Source organism: Arthrobacter sp. CAN_A214, from assembly GCF_015751955.1.
GTDB lineage: Bacteria > Actinomycetota > Actinomycetes > Actinomycetales > Micrococcaceae > Arthrobacter_D.
Genome location: NZ_JADOUU010000011.1, coordinates 1 through 15,170, shown reverse-complemented (window position 1 = coordinate 15,170; position 15,170 = coordinate 1). Strand labels below are relative to the sequence as shown.

Annotated in this window: 15 protein-coding genes; 10 read left to right on the top strand and 5 right to left on the bottom strand. The window is 66.7% G+C overall.

Annotation, left to right across the window (positions count from 1 at the left end; genetic code table 11):
• Positions 1-86: 86 nt before the first annotated feature.
• The 3 genes from IWX65_RS10800 to acs form a co-directional block, all read right to left on the bottom strand.
• Positions 87-1,838: an ABC transporter ATP-binding protein gene (locus IWX65_RS10800; RefSeq protein WP_196882772.1), complete on the bottom strand. Its 1,752-nt coding sequence runs from the start codon at positions 1,836-1,838 to the stop codon at positions 87-89.
• 79 nt (positions 1,839-1,917) lie between these two features.
• Complete coding sequence (aroQ, locus tag IWX65_RS10795; RefSeq protein WP_196882771.1) at positions 1,918-2,364, bottom strand: type II 3-dehydroquinate dehydratase; 447 nt, start codon at positions 2,362-2,364, stop codon at positions 1,918-1,920.
• Between the two features lie 130 nt (positions 2,365-2,494).
• On the bottom strand, positions 2,495-4,459 hold the full coding sequence (acs, locus tag IWX65_RS10790) for an acetate--CoA ligase (RefSeq protein ID WP_196882770.1): 1,965 nt from the start codon (positions 4,457-4,459) through the stop codon (positions 2,495-2,497).
• 305 nt (positions 4,460-4,764) lie between these two features.
• Here acs and IWX65_RS10785 point away from each other — a divergent pair, with 305 nt between their 5' ends.
• Genes IWX65_RS10785 through IWX65_RS10775 form a run of 3 tightly spaced genes read left to right on the top strand, consistent with a single transcriptional unit; the run spans position 4,765 to position 7,748 of the window.
• Positions 4,765-6,249 (top strand): hypothetical protein, encoded by a 1,485-nt coding sequence (locus IWX65_RS10785; protein WP_196882769.1) that lies wholly within the window; start codon positions 4,765-4,767, stop codon positions 6,247-6,249.
• 24 nt (positions 6,250-6,273) lie between these two features.
• Positions 6,274-7,071 carry an endonuclease III gene (nth, locus tag IWX65_RS10780; RefSeq protein WP_196882768.1) on the top strand — a complete coding sequence of 266 codons (798 nt, stop codon included), beginning with the start codon at positions 6,274-6,276 and terminating at the stop codon, positions 7,069-7,071.
• A complete protein-coding gene (locus tag IWX65_RS10775) occupies positions 7,068-7,748 on the top strand; it encodes an NUDIX hydrolase (RefSeq protein WP_442859191.1) in 681 nt (226 codons plus the stop codon). The genes nth and IWX65_RS10775 overlap by 4 nt, the downstream gene beginning before the upstream one ends.
• Before the next feature lie 13 nt (positions 7,749-7,761).
• Here IWX65_RS10775 and IWX65_RS10770 read toward each other — a convergent pair whose 3' ends face one another.
• Positions 7,762-9,465 carry a bifunctional 3'-5' exonuclease/DNA polymerase gene (locus tag IWX65_RS10770; protein ID WP_196882766.1) on the bottom strand — a complete coding sequence of 568 codons (1,704 nt, stop codon included), beginning with the start codon at positions 9,463-9,465 and terminating at the stop codon, positions 7,762-7,764.
• Positions 9,466-9,573: 108 nt separating this feature from the next.
• On the opposite strand from IWX65_RS10770, the gene ssd reads away from it, so the two are divergent.
• The 7 genes from ssd to IWX65_RS10735 all read left to right on the top strand — a co-directional run bounded on the left by ssd (position 9,574) and on the right by IWX65_RS10735 (position 14,603).
• On the top strand, positions 9,574-10,665 hold the full coding sequence (gene ssd, locus IWX65_RS10765; RefSeq protein ID WP_196882765.1) for a septum site-determining protein Ssd: 1,092 nt from the start codon (positions 9,574-9,576) through the stop codon (positions 10,663-10,665).
• A 145-nt stretch (positions 10,666-10,810) separates the two neighbouring features.
• A complete protein-coding gene (locus tag IWX65_RS10760; protein ID WP_442859190.1) occupies positions 10,811-11,968 on the top strand; it encodes a TadA family conjugal transfer-associated ATPase in 1,158 nt (385 codons plus the stop codon).
• Positions 11,965-12,759, top strand: coding sequence for a type II secretion system F family protein (locus IWX65_RS10755; protein WP_196882764.1), 795 nt, complete (start codon positions 11,965-11,967; stop codon positions 12,757-12,759). The genes IWX65_RS10760 and IWX65_RS10755 overlap by 4 nt, the downstream gene beginning before the upstream one ends.
• Positions 12,759-13,325 carry a type II secretion system F family protein gene (locus IWX65_RS10750; RefSeq protein ID WP_196882763.1) on the top strand — a complete coding sequence of 189 codons (567 nt, stop codon included), beginning with the start codon at positions 12,759-12,761 and terminating at the stop codon, positions 13,323-13,325. The genes IWX65_RS10755 and IWX65_RS10750 overlap by 1 nt, the downstream gene beginning before the upstream one ends.
• A gap of 303 nt (positions 13,326-13,628) precedes the next feature.
• On the top strand, positions 13,629-13,763 hold the full coding sequence (locus IWX65_RS10745) for a DUF4244 domain-containing protein (RefSeq protein WP_081737729.1): 135 nt from the start codon (positions 13,629-13,631) through the stop codon (positions 13,761-13,763).
• Positions 13,764-13,834: 71 nt separating this feature from the next.
• Positions 13,835-14,137: a TadE family type IV pilus minor pilin gene (locus IWX65_RS10740; protein WP_334683810.1), complete on the top strand. Its 303-nt coding sequence runs from the start codon at positions 13,835-13,837 to the stop codon at positions 14,135-14,137.
• Positions 14,130-14,603: an Rv3654c family TadE-like protein gene (locus IWX65_RS10735; RefSeq protein ID WP_196882761.1), complete on the top strand. Its 474-nt coding sequence runs from the start codon at positions 14,130-14,132 to the stop codon at positions 14,601-14,603. The genes IWX65_RS10740 and IWX65_RS10735 overlap by 8 nt, the downstream gene beginning before the upstream one ends.
• Positions 14,604-14,680: 77 nt before the next feature.
• Here the strand turns inward: IWX65_RS10735 and IWX65_RS10730 are convergent, their stop codons facing one another.
• On the bottom strand, positions 14,681-14,974 hold the full coding sequence (locus tag IWX65_RS10730; RefSeq protein WP_196882760.1) for a DUF503 domain-containing protein: 294 nt from the start codon (positions 14,972-14,974) through the stop codon (positions 14,681-14,683).
• Between the last annotated feature and the right edge of the window lie 196 nt (positions 14,975-15,170).

Here is a 15,170-nt window from a genome sequence, read left to right as displayed (position 1 = left end):
TCGAGTCACTGAACCCCGCCCGGGGGCGGCGGCTGCGGAAGGAGGTCGATCGAATCCGGTGGTGATACGTAACCGGTAATCGGACCTCAGGAAGCGCGTTCGCCCTCGATGTTGAGTTCATTGCCGGGGATCGACGCCAGGAGCCTGCGCGTATAGGGGTGGCGCGGGTTCTGGAACACTTCCTCGGAGCTTGCGGCCTCGACCAGTTCACCGTCCTTCATCACGCACACGTAGTCGGAGATCAGCCGCACCACCGCGAGGTCGTGGGAGATGAAGAGGTAGCTGAGGCCGAGCTCGGACTGGAGATCGCCGAGGAGCTTCAGGATTTGTGCCTGCACCAGGACGTCCAGGGCCGAGACAGGCTCATCGCAGACCAGCAGTTCCGGCTTGAGCGCGAGCGCGCGGGCGATCGCCACACGCTGGCGTTGCCCACCCGACAGCTCGGACGGGTAGCGGCGGAGTGCGTTCTGGGGGAGCGACACCTGGTCCATCAGTTCACGGACTCGTGCCGCCCGGTCCTTCTTGCTTCCCCGCTTGTAGGCGTTGAGCGGTTCTTCAACGATGCGCTCGATGGTGAACATGGGATTCAGCGAGGAGTAGGGGTCTTGGAAGATGGGTTGCACCCGCTGGCGGAAGTCGTTGAGCTGAGCCTTGTCCAGCGTGGCGACGTCCATGCCGTCGAAGGTCATCGAGCCCGACGTCGGTTCGATGAGCTTGAGGAGCATGCGCGCGGTGGTGGTCTTTCCCGAACCGGATTCTCCGACGATGGCGACCGTCTGCCCCCGGGGGACGTCGAGGGTCACATTCTTCGTCGCATAGAAGTCCTCGGAACTCCCGCGGCGCCTGTAGACCTTTGTCAGATCGCGGATCTCCACGATGTTCTCCGGAGCTGAGGCGGGTGTCGTACCGACCTCGGCCTCGTGCTCGGCGTAAACGACCTCGGCGAGTTTGGCGCGCTTCGCGGCGTCGTCGTTGTAGGCGCCCGGCCGAAGCCGCACAGCCGCCACGCTCGGAGCCGCCCGGACCAGTGACTGCGTGTAGGGGTGCTGGGGGTCGTTGAGGAGCTGGTCCGCCGGTCCGGTCTCGACGACGCGGCCACGGTGCATCACCACGAGGTCCGATGCGCGTTCGGCTGCCAGGCCGAGGTCATGGGTGATCAGCAGGACCGAGGTGCCGAGCTGCTCGGTCATGGTGCCGATCTGATCCAGGATGGTGCGCTGGACGGTGACATCGAGGGCACTGGTGGGCTCGTCGGCGATCAGCAGCCGCGGCTGGCATGCGAGGCCGATGGCGATGAGGGCGCGCTGCCGCATTCCACCGGAGAATTCGTGGGGGTACTGCTTGGCACGCTCGCCGGCGTCGGGGAGCCCTGCCGCGGTGAGCACCTCGATGACGCGCTGCTTGACGTTCTTCCTGGTGGCCATTCCGTGCACCAGCAGCGTTTCCGCCACCTGGGTACCGATCTTGGTCACCGGATTCAGGTTCGACATCGGATCCTGGGGGACCAGCCCGATAGCACGCCCACGGATGGACCGCATCTTCGACTCCACGAGTCCCACCAGATCCCGGCCCTCGAAGAGGATACTCCCGGATTTCACACGGCCATTGCCCGGAAGGAGTCCGATGCAGGCCATCGCCGTCGTCGACTTCCCCGAGCCGGACTCACCCACGATGGCGAGGGTGCTGCCCTTCCTCAGTGTGAAGCTTGCGTTCTCCACAGCCTGCACCTCACCGTGCGTGGTCCGGAAGCTCACCGCAAGGTCCTTGACCTCGAGCAACGGCGCGTCCGTGGTGTCGCGTACGTCAATTGCTTCGGGCACGTCGGAAAAATCACTCATCCAACCATGGTGCACTACCCGTGCCGATTTCGGCGCCGGGACCGGCATATGCGCGGGACTTTTCGCCGGCTTCTCGGGCTTACCCGCCGAGCCTCGAGGTCAGGTGGTCCACAGCGAGGCGGTACCCGTCCACGCCGGCGCCGACGATCACGGCGTCGGCAACTCCGGAGATGTACGAGTGGTGGCGGAACTCCTCACGCCGGTGCACGTTGCTGATGTGGACCTCCACCACAGGAAGCGCAACAGCGGCCAGTGCGTCGCGGATCGCCACCGATGTGTGGGTGAAGGCTCCGGCGTTGATGACGACGGCGGCAGCAGTCCCGGCGGCGGCGTGGATGGCATCGATCAGGACGCCCTCGTGGTTCGACTGCAGGCTCTCCAGCGACCAGCCGCGCGCTTCGGCGGCGGCCCGCGCGAGCTGTACGACGTCGTCGAGCGTCTCGTGCCCGTACACGTCCGGCTCGCGTGTGCCCAGGAGGTTCAGGTTCGGTCCGTTGAGAAGCAGGATGGTGGTGGCCGCAGTCATGGTTCAACTATGCACCAACGGGCGCCCGGCACCAGCAGGCGCCGGAGCCTGCTGGTGCCGGACCCTGCAGTCCGGGCACCAGCGGCGCCCGGCCCGCGTTAGCGATGCTCTTACTTTCGCAGCGATGCTCTTACTTTCGCAGCGATGCTGCGATCTGCTGCATCACCGTATTGTCGGCGAGTGTCGTCGAATCGCCCACCTCCCGGCCCTCGGCCACGTCCTTCAGGAGCCGGCGCATGATCTTGCCGCTGCGCGTCTTCGGCAGCTCGGGAACCACGAGGATATTCCGAGGCTTCGCGATCGGCCCGATCTCCTTCGCCACGTGGTTGCGCAGCGTGGTGACGATGTCGTCGTCGTCCTTCGCGGAGCCCCGGAGGATCACGAACGCCACCACAGCCTCACCCGTGGTCTCGTCAGCAGCCCCGACCACTGCGGCCTCCGCAACGGACGGATGGCTGACGAGCGCCGACTCGATCTCGGTGGTGGAGAGCCGGTGGCCCGAAATGTTCATGACGTCGTCAACCCGGCCGAGAAGCCAGATGTCGCCGTCGTCATCCTTTTTCGCCCCGTCGCCGGCGAAGTACATGTTGTCGAAGCGGGACCAGTAGGTCTGCTTGAAGCGTTCGGGGTCGCCCCAGATACCCCGCAGCATGGCAGGCCACGGCTCCCGGATCACGAGATAACCGCCCGCACCGTTGGGAACCGACTGCCCGAGTTCGTCGACCACGTCGACGGCGATCCCGGGCACTGCCACCTGGGCCGAGCCAGGCTTGGTCGCAGTGACACCGGGCATGGGCGCGATCATGTGGGCACCCGTTTCGGTCTGCCACCAGGTATCGACGATGGGAGCCTTGCCTCCGCCGATCACCTCGCGGTACCACATCCATGCTTCCGGGTTGATGGGCTCACCGACCGATCCGAGTACTCGGATCGAGGAAAGGTCGAACTTCTTGGGGATGTCGCGGCCCCACTTCATGAAGGTGCGGATGGCGGTGGGAGCGGTGTACAGGATGGACACCCTGTACTTCTCGATCAGCTCCCACCAGCGTCCCTGATGGGGGGTGTCGGGGGTGCCTTCGTACATGAGCTGCGTGGCACCGTTGATCAGGGGCGCGTAGGTCACGTAGCTGTGACCGGTCACCCAGCCGATGTCGGCGGTGCACCAGAAGACATCCGTTTCGGGGCGGAGATCGAAGGTGTTCTTGTGCGTGAAGGCCGTCTGGGTCAGGAAGCCACCCGTGGTGTGGAGGATGCCCTTCGGTTTCCCCGTGGTGCCGGAGGTATACAGGATGAACAGCGGGTGCTCGGAGTCATGGGCAACGGCCGTGTGCTCGGGGGAGGCGGAGTCGACGACGTCGTGCCACCAGAGATCGCGGCCCTCCGTCCATTCAACGGGCTCGCCGTTGCGCTTGACCACGACGACGCTGGAGACGGCGTGACCCTCCCGTTCGAGCGCGCCGTCAACGGCAGGTTTGAGCGCACTGGGCTTTCCCCGGCGGTACGTGCCGTCAGAGGTGACGACCAGCTTCGCCTCGGCGTCGTCGATCCTGCTGCGCAGCGCCTCGGAGGAGAAGCCTCCGAAGACCACGGAGTGGACCGCGCCGATACGGGCACAGGCCAGCATGGTGATGACCGCTTCCGGGATCATGGGCAGGTACACGGCGACGCGGTCGCCTTTCCCGACACCGAGGCTCTCGAAGGCGTTCGATGCTTTCTTCACCGCTTCGGTCAGCTCCGCGTAGGTGATGGTCCGGGTGTCACCGGGCTCGCCCTCGAAGTGGATGGCGACCCGGTCCCCGAGCCCGGCCTCGACATGCCGATCCAGCGCGTTGTAGGCAGCGTTGACCTTGCCGCCCACGAACCATTTGGCGAAAGGAGCGTCCGTCCAGTCGAGCGTCTGGGTGAAATCGGTGTCCCAGGTCAGAAGGTTGCGCGCCTGCACGGCCCAGAACTCGGAGCCCTGGCTGTTTGCTTCCTCGTACAGGGAGGGCTGTGCCACGGCATTCGCCGCGAATTCGTCGGTAGGCGGGAAGCGGCGTTCCTCGTGCAGCAGGTTCTCGAATGCATCGCCTTGCTTCTGCGCGCCATCAGACATGTCTTGCCCCTCTGTTACTTCCTCGTTGACTCCGTGGGTAGCCGCGGCACGGGCGATGCCGGCCGCCGCAAAGTGCTCTTGTGGAACCTTATCCCGCGAGTAGGACAATCTGTGGCCGGGGTCACAGTACCTAGGTGAGAGGTCGGGATTCTGCGGTGAGTGGTCCGGCATCGGAGGTGTGCGGGAGGCGGTTGCTGGAGAAGGGCACCGCGGATGGCTAGGGTGGAAACAGGTATGGAACGCCGGTGCTTCACCGGTGTTTTCCGAGGGGCCTTACGGGTGCCGCGATGAACAGGAGATTCACCATGACCAAGCAGCAGGTTGAGCACGACGCCGGCGGGACGGGTGGCTCGACGGCGAACCCGGCAGACGCCCGGACGGGCAGCGGGGAACACCCCAAGCAGGAGCACCGGCCCTCCGGACCCTTTGGACCCTCGGACGCCGTCGTGGGTCCCTTCACCCTGCGGGAGGCGGTCTTCGGGGGCGCCGTCCTGCTGGTTTTCATCGGAACACTCATCCCTTTCGCCCGGGACACTATTTCGTACCAGAACTTCTGGACCATCTCTCCACTGTTCTATGTAGGGTTAGGCATCCTGCTCCCCGTGGCTGCCGCGGCACTTCTGGCATCGAGGAGGCTAGGAACCGCCACGCTGCGGGTGGGGTCGCTGTCCGTCGACCAGTTCGCCTCCGTGAGTGCTGTGCTCGCCTCGGTCTTCTTCTTCCTGGAGACCGTGACCTTCTTCCAGGCCGGGGCGCTGGTGTCCCTGATCGGCGCGCTGGGCATGCTCGTCGCGACAGTGTTCGCACCCCACCTGCCTCCGCTGAACAAGGATTTCAAGGAGCGTCCCGCCTCCGAGGCGCACCTCGTTGCCCGCCCTGTTCTGGCAGCGCGGCCGAAGCCGCCCAGGCAGCCGAAGGAGCCGAAGCCCGTTCCCGCAGAGCAGGTTGAGCAGTGGACCGAAGTTCCCACTGGCGGCACTGTCCGATCGGACGCGGTGCGTCCGGCCGACACCGGGCCGGGCAAAGGCCAGCAGACCAGGCAGTACGGGGAGAAGGTCGCCGGGCTCCTGGGGAGGATCCGCCCAGGTGCCGGCCAGCAGTCATCGAAGCAGGGGACTGTCCCGCGTCCGGAGAAGGAGCGGAGTGTCACCGCAGCAGGCGCCACCGCCGCCGGTGCCACTGCCGCCGGTGCGACCGCAGCTGGTGCGTCGTCGTCGCCGTCTGCCACTGATGGGTCGTCGGTTCCTGCCGCTGGTGCCAAATCCTCGACGCCGGCTCGTTCGAAGCCGGACACCAGCACCCGCAGTACCGAGTCCTCCGATCCTGTCGAGTCCGGCACTCCGGTGTCGGACACCGCTGTTTCCGGGACAGTTACACCGGAGGCCGCCGAGTCAGAACCCGTCCGCACCGAACCCGGGAGCGCCGAGCAGGAAACAGGCGGCGCCGATTCATTGCCCGACGCGGCAGTAACCGAAACCAGGACGCCCCTCGCCGAGACCCGGGCGCACACGGTCATCGCGGAGAGCAGCCCCGCGGTTCGGCAGGATCCCATCTCAGCTACCCGCGACCCCGAGGAGGAGCAGGTGGTCGAGGCCTTCTGGTTCGCCGTCGGCACCCCGAAGGTCGTCGTGGACGAGCACACCGGCCGCGCGATCTTCACACTTGAGCCGGGCGATTGGGAAGTAGGCATCGAGGACCGCGGGAGCGAGTTCCTGGTGCAGGACAAACGCACCGGACACGTCGGAGTCATGCGTGACCTCAGCAATATCGAACGCGCTCCGAGGGACTAGCATGCTGCATTCTGGAGACAGGCGATGAAGGCGTCGGCAAAAGAGGCAGAATCGCCCGTCGCCCTCAAGCGTAGGGCACGAAAAATCAATCGAATCCTCGGGGAGGCATACCCCTACGCGGTTGCAGAACTCGACTTCCGGAATTCCTTCGAGCTCCTGGTTGCCACCGTGCTGTCCGCGCAGACAACGGACGTGCGGGTGAACATGACCACCCCCGATCTGTTCGCGCGGTTTCCCGATGCGCGAAGCCTGGCGGACGCCGGCGTGGAGGAACTCCAGGAGATCATCCGCCCCACCGGATTCTTCCGCGCGAAAGCCAACAGCCTCCTCGCGCTGTCCAACCGGCTCGTCGATGAGTACGACGGCGAGGTGCCCGGGAGGCTCGAAGACCTGGTAACGCTTCCGGGAGTGGGGCGGAAAACGGCCAACGTGGTGCTCGGCAACGCTTTTGGAACGCCGGGAATCACTGTCGACACGCACTTCGGGCGGTTGTCCCGCCGCTTCGGATGGACCTCTGCCGACGATCCCGTCAGGGTGGAGGCCGAGGTCGGTGCCCTGTTCGAGCCGAAGGACTGGACTCTGCTCTCCCACCACGTGATCTTCCACGGCCGGCGGGTGTGCCACGCAAAGAAACCGGCCTGCGGTGCCTGTCCCGTAGCCGCGCTGTGCCCGTCCTACGGGGAGGGTGAGGTCGATCCCGTAAAAGCGGCAAAGCTGCTGAAATACGAACTGGCGCCGGGACGGGAGGAGCTCCTGGAACGAATGCGGAACGGCGAGACACGCGCGGAGCTCCGCCGAGCCGGACACGCGCTGGGAGCGTGAACGCCTACGACTCCCTGAGCGTCTACGCATCCTCGCTGGAGGATGCGGCCGCTCCCGTCACCCGAGCGAATTGGCACTTGAGTACCAGGGGACTCGAGAGCGCCCGCCGCGCGGCCGTCCTCATGCTGTTCGGTGCGCTCCGGCCGGGACCCCACCCGGACCCGTCGGCGCTTCAACCCGCTGATCTCGACGTCCTGCTGATGGAGCGTGCGGGGTCCCTCAATAATCATCCGGGGCAGGTCTCGTTTCCAGGTGGTGCCATCGACCCCAGCGACGTCGACGAGCGTGCCGCGGCACTCCGGGAAGCGGAGGAGGAGACCGGACTCGATCCGCTCGGAGTGGAAGTGCTGGGGGTGCTGCCGGAGGTCGGGCTGCCCGTCAGCAATTTCCTCGTGACGCCGGTCCTTGCCTGGTGGGCCCGTCAAACACCGGTCGCCGTGGTTTCGGAAGCCGAATCGACGCAGGTTTTCCGGGTTCCGGTAGATGACCTCCTGAATCCGTCGAACCGGCGGACGGCCGTCGTGCGGAGAAGAGGAATGACCAGCCGAAGCCCGGCCTTCGTCCTCCCGAACGCCACAGTGTGGGGATTCACCGCGATACTGTTGGACTCCCTGTTCGAGGGGCTGCAATGGACCCAGCCGTGGGATCCCTCCCTGGAGATTCCCGCGCCCCTGTAAACCGCCGTCCGCGTCACTTGGCGTCCGCGTAGGACGCCACCACTACGGTGCTGACGGCGAAGTCGATGGGGATCCTGCCGAACATCAGCGTGGTTGCTGCGGCAGCAGCATCCTCGACCAGCCGGCTCATCCCGGAGGCGTCTTCCTCGGGCACGTGGAGCATCACCTCATCATGGAGGAAAAACACCACCTCGCTCCGTCCGGATCCCGGACCGGCCTCCGTGCGCAGCCTCCGCCGGATCTCGGCGAGCCAGCACAGCGCCCATTCCGCCGCGGTGGACTGCACCACGAAATTCCTCGTGAAGCGGCCCCGAGCCCGGGCGGCGCTGTCCGCCCGGCGCTGCTCCTCCGCCGTCGTGCTCTGCTGTGCTGCGCGCCAACGTTCCGACGCGGGAGGGCACCCGCGCCCGAGGTAGCTGGTGACGGCTCCGCCGGTTTCCCCGGTACGGGCGGCGGCTTCGACGACGGCGATCGCCTGCGGATAGGCGCGCGTCAGCTGCGGCATCAGGCGGCCCGATTCGCCGCTGGTCGCTCCGTACATGGCTCCCAGCATGGCCAGCTTCGCCTTCGCCCTGTCGCCGCCGAACCCCTGCTCTGCAATGCCCTGGTACAGGTCGCGTCCCCGGGCGGCTGCCGCGAGCGCCGAATCCCGCCCGAGGGCCGCAAGGACGCGTGGCTCGAGCTGGGCCGCATCGGCGATGACGAAGAGATGCCCGGGGTCGGGCCTGACGGCGTCGCGCACCTGCTTCGGAATCTGCAGCGCCCCACCGCCGCGGGAAGCCCAGCGCCCTGACACCACTCCGCCCACCACGTATTCGGGCCGGAACCGCCCGTCCCGCACCCAGGTGTCGAGCCAGGACCAGCCGTTGGCTGTGAGCAACCGCGAAAGTTTTCTGTAGGCCAGCAGCGGCCCGATGGCGGGATGATTCTGGCGCTCGAGTTCCCAGGATCTCGTCGTGGATACCTCGATGCCGGCCCGGTGCAGGGCCCGCATGAGCTCCTGCGGCGAATCCGGGTTGAGCGAGGGGCTGCCGAGAGCGGTTCGCAACTCTGCTGCGAACTGTTCAAGCCGGACCGGCCGGCGGCCTTCGGGCGGCCTGGGACCGAGGTGTGTTTCAAGCAACTGCTCATGGATGTCCCGCCGCCAGGGGAGACCCGTGGACTCCATCTCGGCGGCGAGCAGGGCCCCGGCCGATTCCGCCGCCAACAGCAGCGCCAGGCGGCGAGCCTGGCTGGAAGCCGCAACCGCCCGCTGCTGCCGCTGGAATTCTCCGAGTACTTCGTCAAGGCCCGGCCCCTGGGCCGCCGGCGGTTCCTCGAAAAGACTCGCCTGGTTGGGTGCGACCTGCTGGGCCGGAACCTGGCGGGGAAGCACCGGCTCGTCACCGTCGCTGGAGGAACGGCGCAGTTCCTGCACATAGGGTGAATCGGTGCAGTAGCCCGAGTGGGTGAGGATGGCACGCACCAGGGCAAGGTCATGGCACCGCTCCACCCGCAGCCCGCCGGCCAGCAGGAGGGGATACCAGGTCCGCGTCGAGTCCCATACCCAGCGTGGGCGGTCCACCTCGAAGCGCGCAAAGACATCCGTCAGCTCCTGCGTGGTTGCACTGACCGCGGGGCCGGTGGGGGCGCCCGCTGCATCGACCGGCTGGAAGACCGCGGCGGCTCGGTGCTGGGACGCGCCGGCGCTGGCCGGTGCGGCCACAGCAACATACATGGCTCCATTCTCTCCTGTGGCGCGGGGAGGGTCGGTTTTCCGTGGACGGTTGTCCACTTATGCTCGACGACGACGGCGCAGGGTGCCGGCGACCACCAGCATTGACGCATGGCGGACGAACGATTCTGGACACCGGGTGCGGAGGATGGGACTGGTCGAGGTGTGGTGGTGCTCGTCGGCGGGTCCCAGGAGCTGCACGACGAGACGGCCCGCGTCTGCGCTGCCGCGGGGGTTCCGATGACCACTACCGATTCGGTCCAGTTGGCCCTGAAACATCAACCGTCGGTTCTTCTCGTGACGCCCGGTAGTGCGCACGAGCGGGTACCTGCCGGTACCAGCGTCATCCTCATCGGGGCAGCCGGCGAGGAGGACCTCGTGTGGTCTGCTGCCGCCCGGTCCCACGCGGGGAGGGTCGCCATCCTGCCGCAGGGCGCAGGCTGGCTCGCAGAGTACCTCGGACGGCTCCAGAATCCGGCCGGGCTCGGATCGATCGTCGGGATAATGGGCAGTGTCGGCGGAGCCGGTGCCAGCACCCTCAGCTGCTGGCTGGCGGATTGTGCGGGTGCCGACGGACTCGCCGCGGTCCTCGTCGATGGGGACCCTTCCGGAGGAGGCCTTGATCTGGCTTTCGGCGGAGAGCGCACGCCCGGCGTGCGATGGGCCGATCTGGCCGAGGTCCAGGGCAGCCTCAACCCGGCTCAACTCGGATCTGCCCTGCCGTCGGCCGGCCACTTCCCATTCCTGTCCCACGGCCCACCGCACCCGGAGCCGGCTCGAACTCCCAGCCCTTCCTCCACAGTCGCCGTTCTCGACGCAGCGCGCCAGATATTCAATGTGGTGTTCATCGATCTCGGGGCCGCAGGCTATGACTCGCTACTGGGATTCTGCGATCGGGTGGTGCTCGTGGTTCCTGCTCGACTGAGAGCCGTGTCGGCTGCGCTTGCTGCGCAGAGCCGGCTGGAGCCGCTCCCTGTCCATCCGGTGGTGGGAGGACCACTGGCCTATGGCTTCGATACCCAAAGCATCGCCGACGCACTGGGGGCAGGTGGTGACCTGGACCTGCTGCCGCGGATGCGCGGGGTCGGCGCCGCCGAGGCAGCCGGGCGCGTGCTGGAGATCGGACGACGGAGACGTCCGCGGGCCGTGTGCAGATCTCTCCTCGACGCCATTCCGGGGATCGACGGCATCCGTGGCCAGTGATCCCTTCCAGCGCCCGCGGCGGCGCGACAGCATTATTCCGAGACCTGAGGCGACATCAGACACCGGTTCAGACGCCGGTTCACGCGATGGCCTCCGTAAAGGCCTGCACTCCGGATCCACGTCCAGGCCGACGGAAGCGCCAGTGGTGAACGCCGGACTCAGGATGGTCAGCGAGGTCCGTCCCTCGGTCCTCGCCGGAACCGCCGCAGTCACCGCAGCAGGTCTCGCTGACGCCGTCCGGACCTCCGGGCGCCTCCTCGGCTCGGAGGGCACCCTCAACGCAGTCGACCGCATCCGCGCCGAACTTCAGGGACTCGGTCCATTGCACCATCTGCTGGGGAATGAAGATATCACCGACATTCTGGTGAACGGACCCGGTGACACCTGGATCGACGGTGACGGAGGCTTGAGGCGCGTTCCACGGCTTTTCGAGCGTGAAAGCGAGATTCGCGCGCTCGCCGTGCGGCTCATTGCCGCGGGTGGGAGGCGACTCGACGACAGCAGCCCCTGTGTGGACGTCCGGCTGGGTGAGTACCGCATCCACGCTGTGCTCCCGCCCCTGTCGACCGGAGGCACCCTGCTGTCCATCCGCATCCGGCGCACGAAGGTGTTCTCCCTCGCTGAGCTGGTGGCCTCAGGTACCGTCCCGCAGGGTATGGCGGCGACGCTGGCTGCCGTCATGAAGGGGCGCCTGAACTTCCTCATCAGCGGCGCCACCGGAACAGGGAAGACCACGCTCCTTTCGGCACTGCTCGGCATGGCGGGTTCCACTGAGCGGCTCGTTCTCGTGGAGGACGCCGCCGAGCTGAACCCGCAGCATCCCCATACCGTCGGCCTGCAATCACGCCACGGGAACCTTGAGGGAGCGGGAGGGGTGGATCTCGCCGAACTGGTGAGGAATGCACTGAGGATGCGGCCCGATCGCCTGATCGTGGGCGAGTGCCGTGGCGGAGAGGTCCGTGACCTGCTGATGGCAATGAATACCGGGCATGACGGCGCCGGTGGTACGGTCCACGCGAATTCCGCGGCCGCTGTTCCGGCGCGGCTCACCGCCCTCGGAGCGCTGGCCGGGCTGAGCCCTGCGTCGCTGGCACTGCAGGCGGGGACCGCGCTCGACGTCGTCATCCACCTCGTCCGGGTGCCGGCGGGACGCCGGATCGACCAGATCGCGCTGGTGGGGCTGGACAGCGAGGGGCGATTGACGGTGAGGCCGGCCTTGAGTGGCACCGCCGACGGGTGTGTCGAGGGTGAGGCGTGGGAAGCCCTGCAACAGCGGCTCGCCGGTCCCGGGAATCGTCCATGACCGGGGCTGTGGTGACGCTTCTCCTGGCCGCCGCCGTCGCAGTGCTCGCCCATACACCGGGCGCCAATCGCCTTGGAGCACGAGGCGCCCTCCGCACAACACCTCCTGCGGGGCATGTGGGCCGGGGAGGCGGGGCGAACCCACCCTTCCAGTGGGTTATTCAGCGGCTTCCGGTCAGGACGCGGAACATCGAGCTGCACGAGCTGCCGCTGTTCGTCCATCAACTGACGGGGTTGCTCAGAGCGGGAAGATCACCGCTGCACCTGTGGGAGGACATCGAACGGGTGTACCAGGAGGCCGCAAGGTCGGGATCACGCTTCGCTGCGCGTGCGATGCCCGTCATTCAGACGGCGCGTAGGAGCGCGGAGCTGGGGTTGAGCGTGCCTGACGCGCTACGGACCGGTGCGACCGCTGCAGGACGCCCCACCGACCCGCATAGGCCCTCCGCCGGCAAACTGTGGATCGATCTCGCGGCCTGTTTCGACGTGGCGGACAGCAGCGGCGCACCACTCGCTCACGTCCTTGATCGGTACGCGATACAGCTTGATTCCGAACTCGATGCCGAAGCTGCGCGGGAAACCGCGCTGGCGGGTCCGAAGGCTACCGTAGTCCTCCTGACCTGGCTCCCGGTTCTCGGTCTTGGGCTTGGTTATCTTCTTGGCGTCGATCCTCTGGGAACGCTCCTCGGTTCACCCCTCGGGATGTGCGTCCTGGTTCTCGGCATTCTTCTGATGATCATCGCCAGGGTCTGGTCGCAGCGTCTCCTCGCAGCGGCAGAGGATCCTCGCTGATGGGCGCCGGACTCCTTGTCACGGTTACCCTCGCCGGCGCGTGCCTGCTTTATGCAGTCCCGCAGCGCGGACCGGAAACGCTCCTGCCGCAGCGGACGCCAAGGGACAATCCGCGGCCGGGGATCGCCGATGCTCCATTGATGCTCGACCTCGTCGGTGCCATTCTGACGGCAGGTGCTCCGGTTGGATGGGCGCTCGCCGTCCTTGCGGCATCCTGCGATCCTTCGGTGGCTGCCCGGCTCAGGAGGGTGAAGGACGCCCTTGACCTCGGTGCGGAGTGGGAAAGCGCCTGGGGAACTGCGGGCCGACCAGCAGCGCGGGGGCGCACCGATTGCGTCGATGAACTGCGGGAAACCCTCCGGTTCGCGGCAGGGACCGGCGCACCCTCAGCCTCCATCATTTACGCTTGCGCAGCCCAATTGCGACGACGCCGCAATAGGGAAGTCGAGAGGCGGGCAGCCGCGCTCGGGGTGAGGCTCGTGGTTCCGCTCGGCGTCTGCGCCCTTCCTGCATTCGTGTGCCTCGGGGTGATTCCCGTGGTGTGGGCACTCGTGCCGTACCTGTGATTCACAGTCTTATCCACTTAGGGATGCGTCCCCGGTTCGTGGTTCTCCCACCGCGGAAGAGTGGAGACAGCACCGGAAAGCCGGTCGCATCATCACTGGTCCGCCGGTAGGTCGGCGGAATCACCGAGAGGAAGGAAAGCCATGCCACACAGCGTGAGGATTCCCAGCAGGGTCTTCGAATCGAGCATCCCCGAAGGAGCCATGCCCTGCAGCGTCGATTCACCGCGTGCGCGGGTGATCGAGCTTCGTCCCGACCCCGCCAGGCCGCGACCTGCCCGGGGCCCTTTGTTGAAGGAGGCAGGAATGGCAACGGCTGAATACGCGATCGCCACTCTTGCTGCCGTCGGGTTCGCGGCCCTTCTGGTCGCGGTGCTGTCGAGCGGGGAGGTGCGGGGACTACTGATGTCCCTCATCCAGTCCGCCCTGAGCTTCGGCTGATTTCGATGCGCCAGGGTGGGGGCCACCGTTGCGGATCGGGTGAAGGCGGCGCAGTCACCGCGGAAATCGCCGTGGCACTTCCCGCCCTGGTGCTCGTCTTCGGGTTGTTCGTGGGTGCAACGGGCGCGGGTATGACCCAACTGCGCCTCGAGGAAGCGGCGAGGGCCGGCGCGCGGGAAGTCATGCGGGGCGAGACGCAACAGTCCATTGAGGGAACGGTGCGTCGACTTGCCGGTGCCGACGCCACCGTGGGGCTGGGCTCGGAGGCGGGGTGGACGTCGATCGAAGTCACCGCTCCTGTCCGCGGGCCGGTCATCGGTTTCCTCGAACTCACACTCTCGGCCACCGCCTCCGGGAGATCAGAGCATGGCTGATGGCGGCGGCCTCGCCTGGCCCCTGGAGGTCCAAGGTCTTCCGGCGAAGCGATCAGGGGTGAACCCGCAGCGTGTCAAGCGTCGGGGTGTACCGCTTCGAGTATCCGGGCGGCATCCGGAGGACAAGGAACGTGGCGCAGGAACCGTACTGATGGTGGGCTTCGCGCTTGCCCTGCTGATCCTGGTTGCCGGGGTGGTACTTCTGATGCAGGGAGCCGTGTCCGCTTCTCGGGCCGCTACTGCCGCGGACCTGTCCGTTCTGGCCGCCGCTGACGCCGCTCGGGGGTTACGCGAGGGAGAACCTTGCGTGCTGGCCCTTGAGGTGGCGGAAAAGCAGGGTGCGCGGCTAGAAACCTGCGCGGCCGAGGGCTCCACCGGTGACATCTATGTGGTCACGACGACAGTGACGGCGGGAGGATTGTTGCCGCCCGCCACCGGAGCGGCGCGGGCGGGTCCCCCACCATGAGATTCGGGATGCACTGCAAGCAGCTACGCCGGACATCGAAACTGGTCGGAATGCCGGGGGACGAAACCTACTGCCAGCTAATCCTCGCTACTGAGGATCCGTGGCCGGGCACTGAGCAGTTCCACCTCGGGTCGCGCGGCAACATACCGCTCCACGCGGTCCAGTACATCCACCACGTGTTGCCGGTCCGCTGCCACCAAACCTGCACCAACAACGGCTCGACGGTGCAGATCCTGATTATCGACTTCGGCTGCGGAGACCTCGAATCTCCGGCGCAGATCCGACACCAGCGGACGTATCACCGACCGCTTAGCCTTCAACGAATGAACGTCACCGAGCAATATGTCGAACTCAATAAAGCCGATCCACATGACTGTTCTCCTTTTCGCTTCGGAGCCTCCTGATGCCCGGACTTCGGCCGATTTTCCGTCCATCGGCGAGGGCCGAGTAGGACGTCCTCGAAGTCGAAACCGGCTCATCGCAAACGAGAGTGCAGGCGGGGTGTAGCCGGGGCGGGCGCGTCGGTGACGAGATAGAGGTCGAGGCCTTCCGATGATGGAAGTTCTC

Bases quoted from the DNA above. Each gene is read 5' to 3' on its own strand.
- IWX65_RS10770 (WP_196882766.1), bottom strand. From the start codon at position 9,465: ATGTATGTTGCTGTGGCCGCACCGGCCAGCGCCGGCGCGTCCCAGCAC.
- IWX65_RS10785 (WP_196882769.1), top strand. From the start codon at position 4,765: ATGACCAAGCAGCAGGTTGAGCACGACGCCGGCGGGACGGGTGGCTCG.
- IWX65_RS10730 (WP_196882760.1), bottom strand. From the start codon at position 14,974: ATGTGGATCGGCTTTATTGAGTTCGACATATTGCTCGGTGACGTTCAT.
- aroQ (WP_196882771.1), bottom strand. From the start codon at position 2,364: ATGACTGCGGCCACCACCATCCTGCTTCTCAACGGACCGAACCTGAAC.
- IWX65_RS10735 (WP_196882761.1), top strand. From the start codon at position 14,130: ATGGCTGATGGCGGCGGCCTCGCCTGGCCCCTGGAGGTCCAAGGTCTT.
- ssd (WP_196882765.1), top strand. From the start codon at position 9,574: ATGGCGGACGAACGATTCTGGACACCGGGTGCGGAGGATGGGACTGGT.
- IWX65_RS10800 (WP_196882772.1), bottom strand. From the start codon at position 1,838: ATGAGTGATTTTTCCGACGTGCCCGAAGCAATTGACGTACGCGACACC.
- IWX65_RS10745 (WP_081737729.1), top strand. From the start codon at position 13,629: ATGGCAACGGCTGAATACGCGATCGCCACTCTTGCTGCCGTCGGGTTC.
- IWX65_RS10750 (WP_196882763.1), top strand. From the start codon at position 12,759: ATGGGCGCCGGACTCCTTGTCACGGTTACCCTCGCCGGCGCGTGCCTG.
- IWX65_RS10755 (WP_196882764.1), top strand. From the start codon at position 11,965: ATGACCGGGGCTGTGGTGACGCTTCTCCTGGCCGCCGCCGTCGCAGTG.
- nth (WP_196882768.1), top strand. From the start codon at position 6,274: ATGAAGGCGTCGGCAAAAGAGGCAGAATCGCCCGTCGCCCTCAAGCGT.
- acs (WP_196882770.1), bottom strand. From the start codon at position 4,459: ATGTCTGATGGCGCGCAGAAGCAAGGCGATGCATTCGAGAACCTGCTG.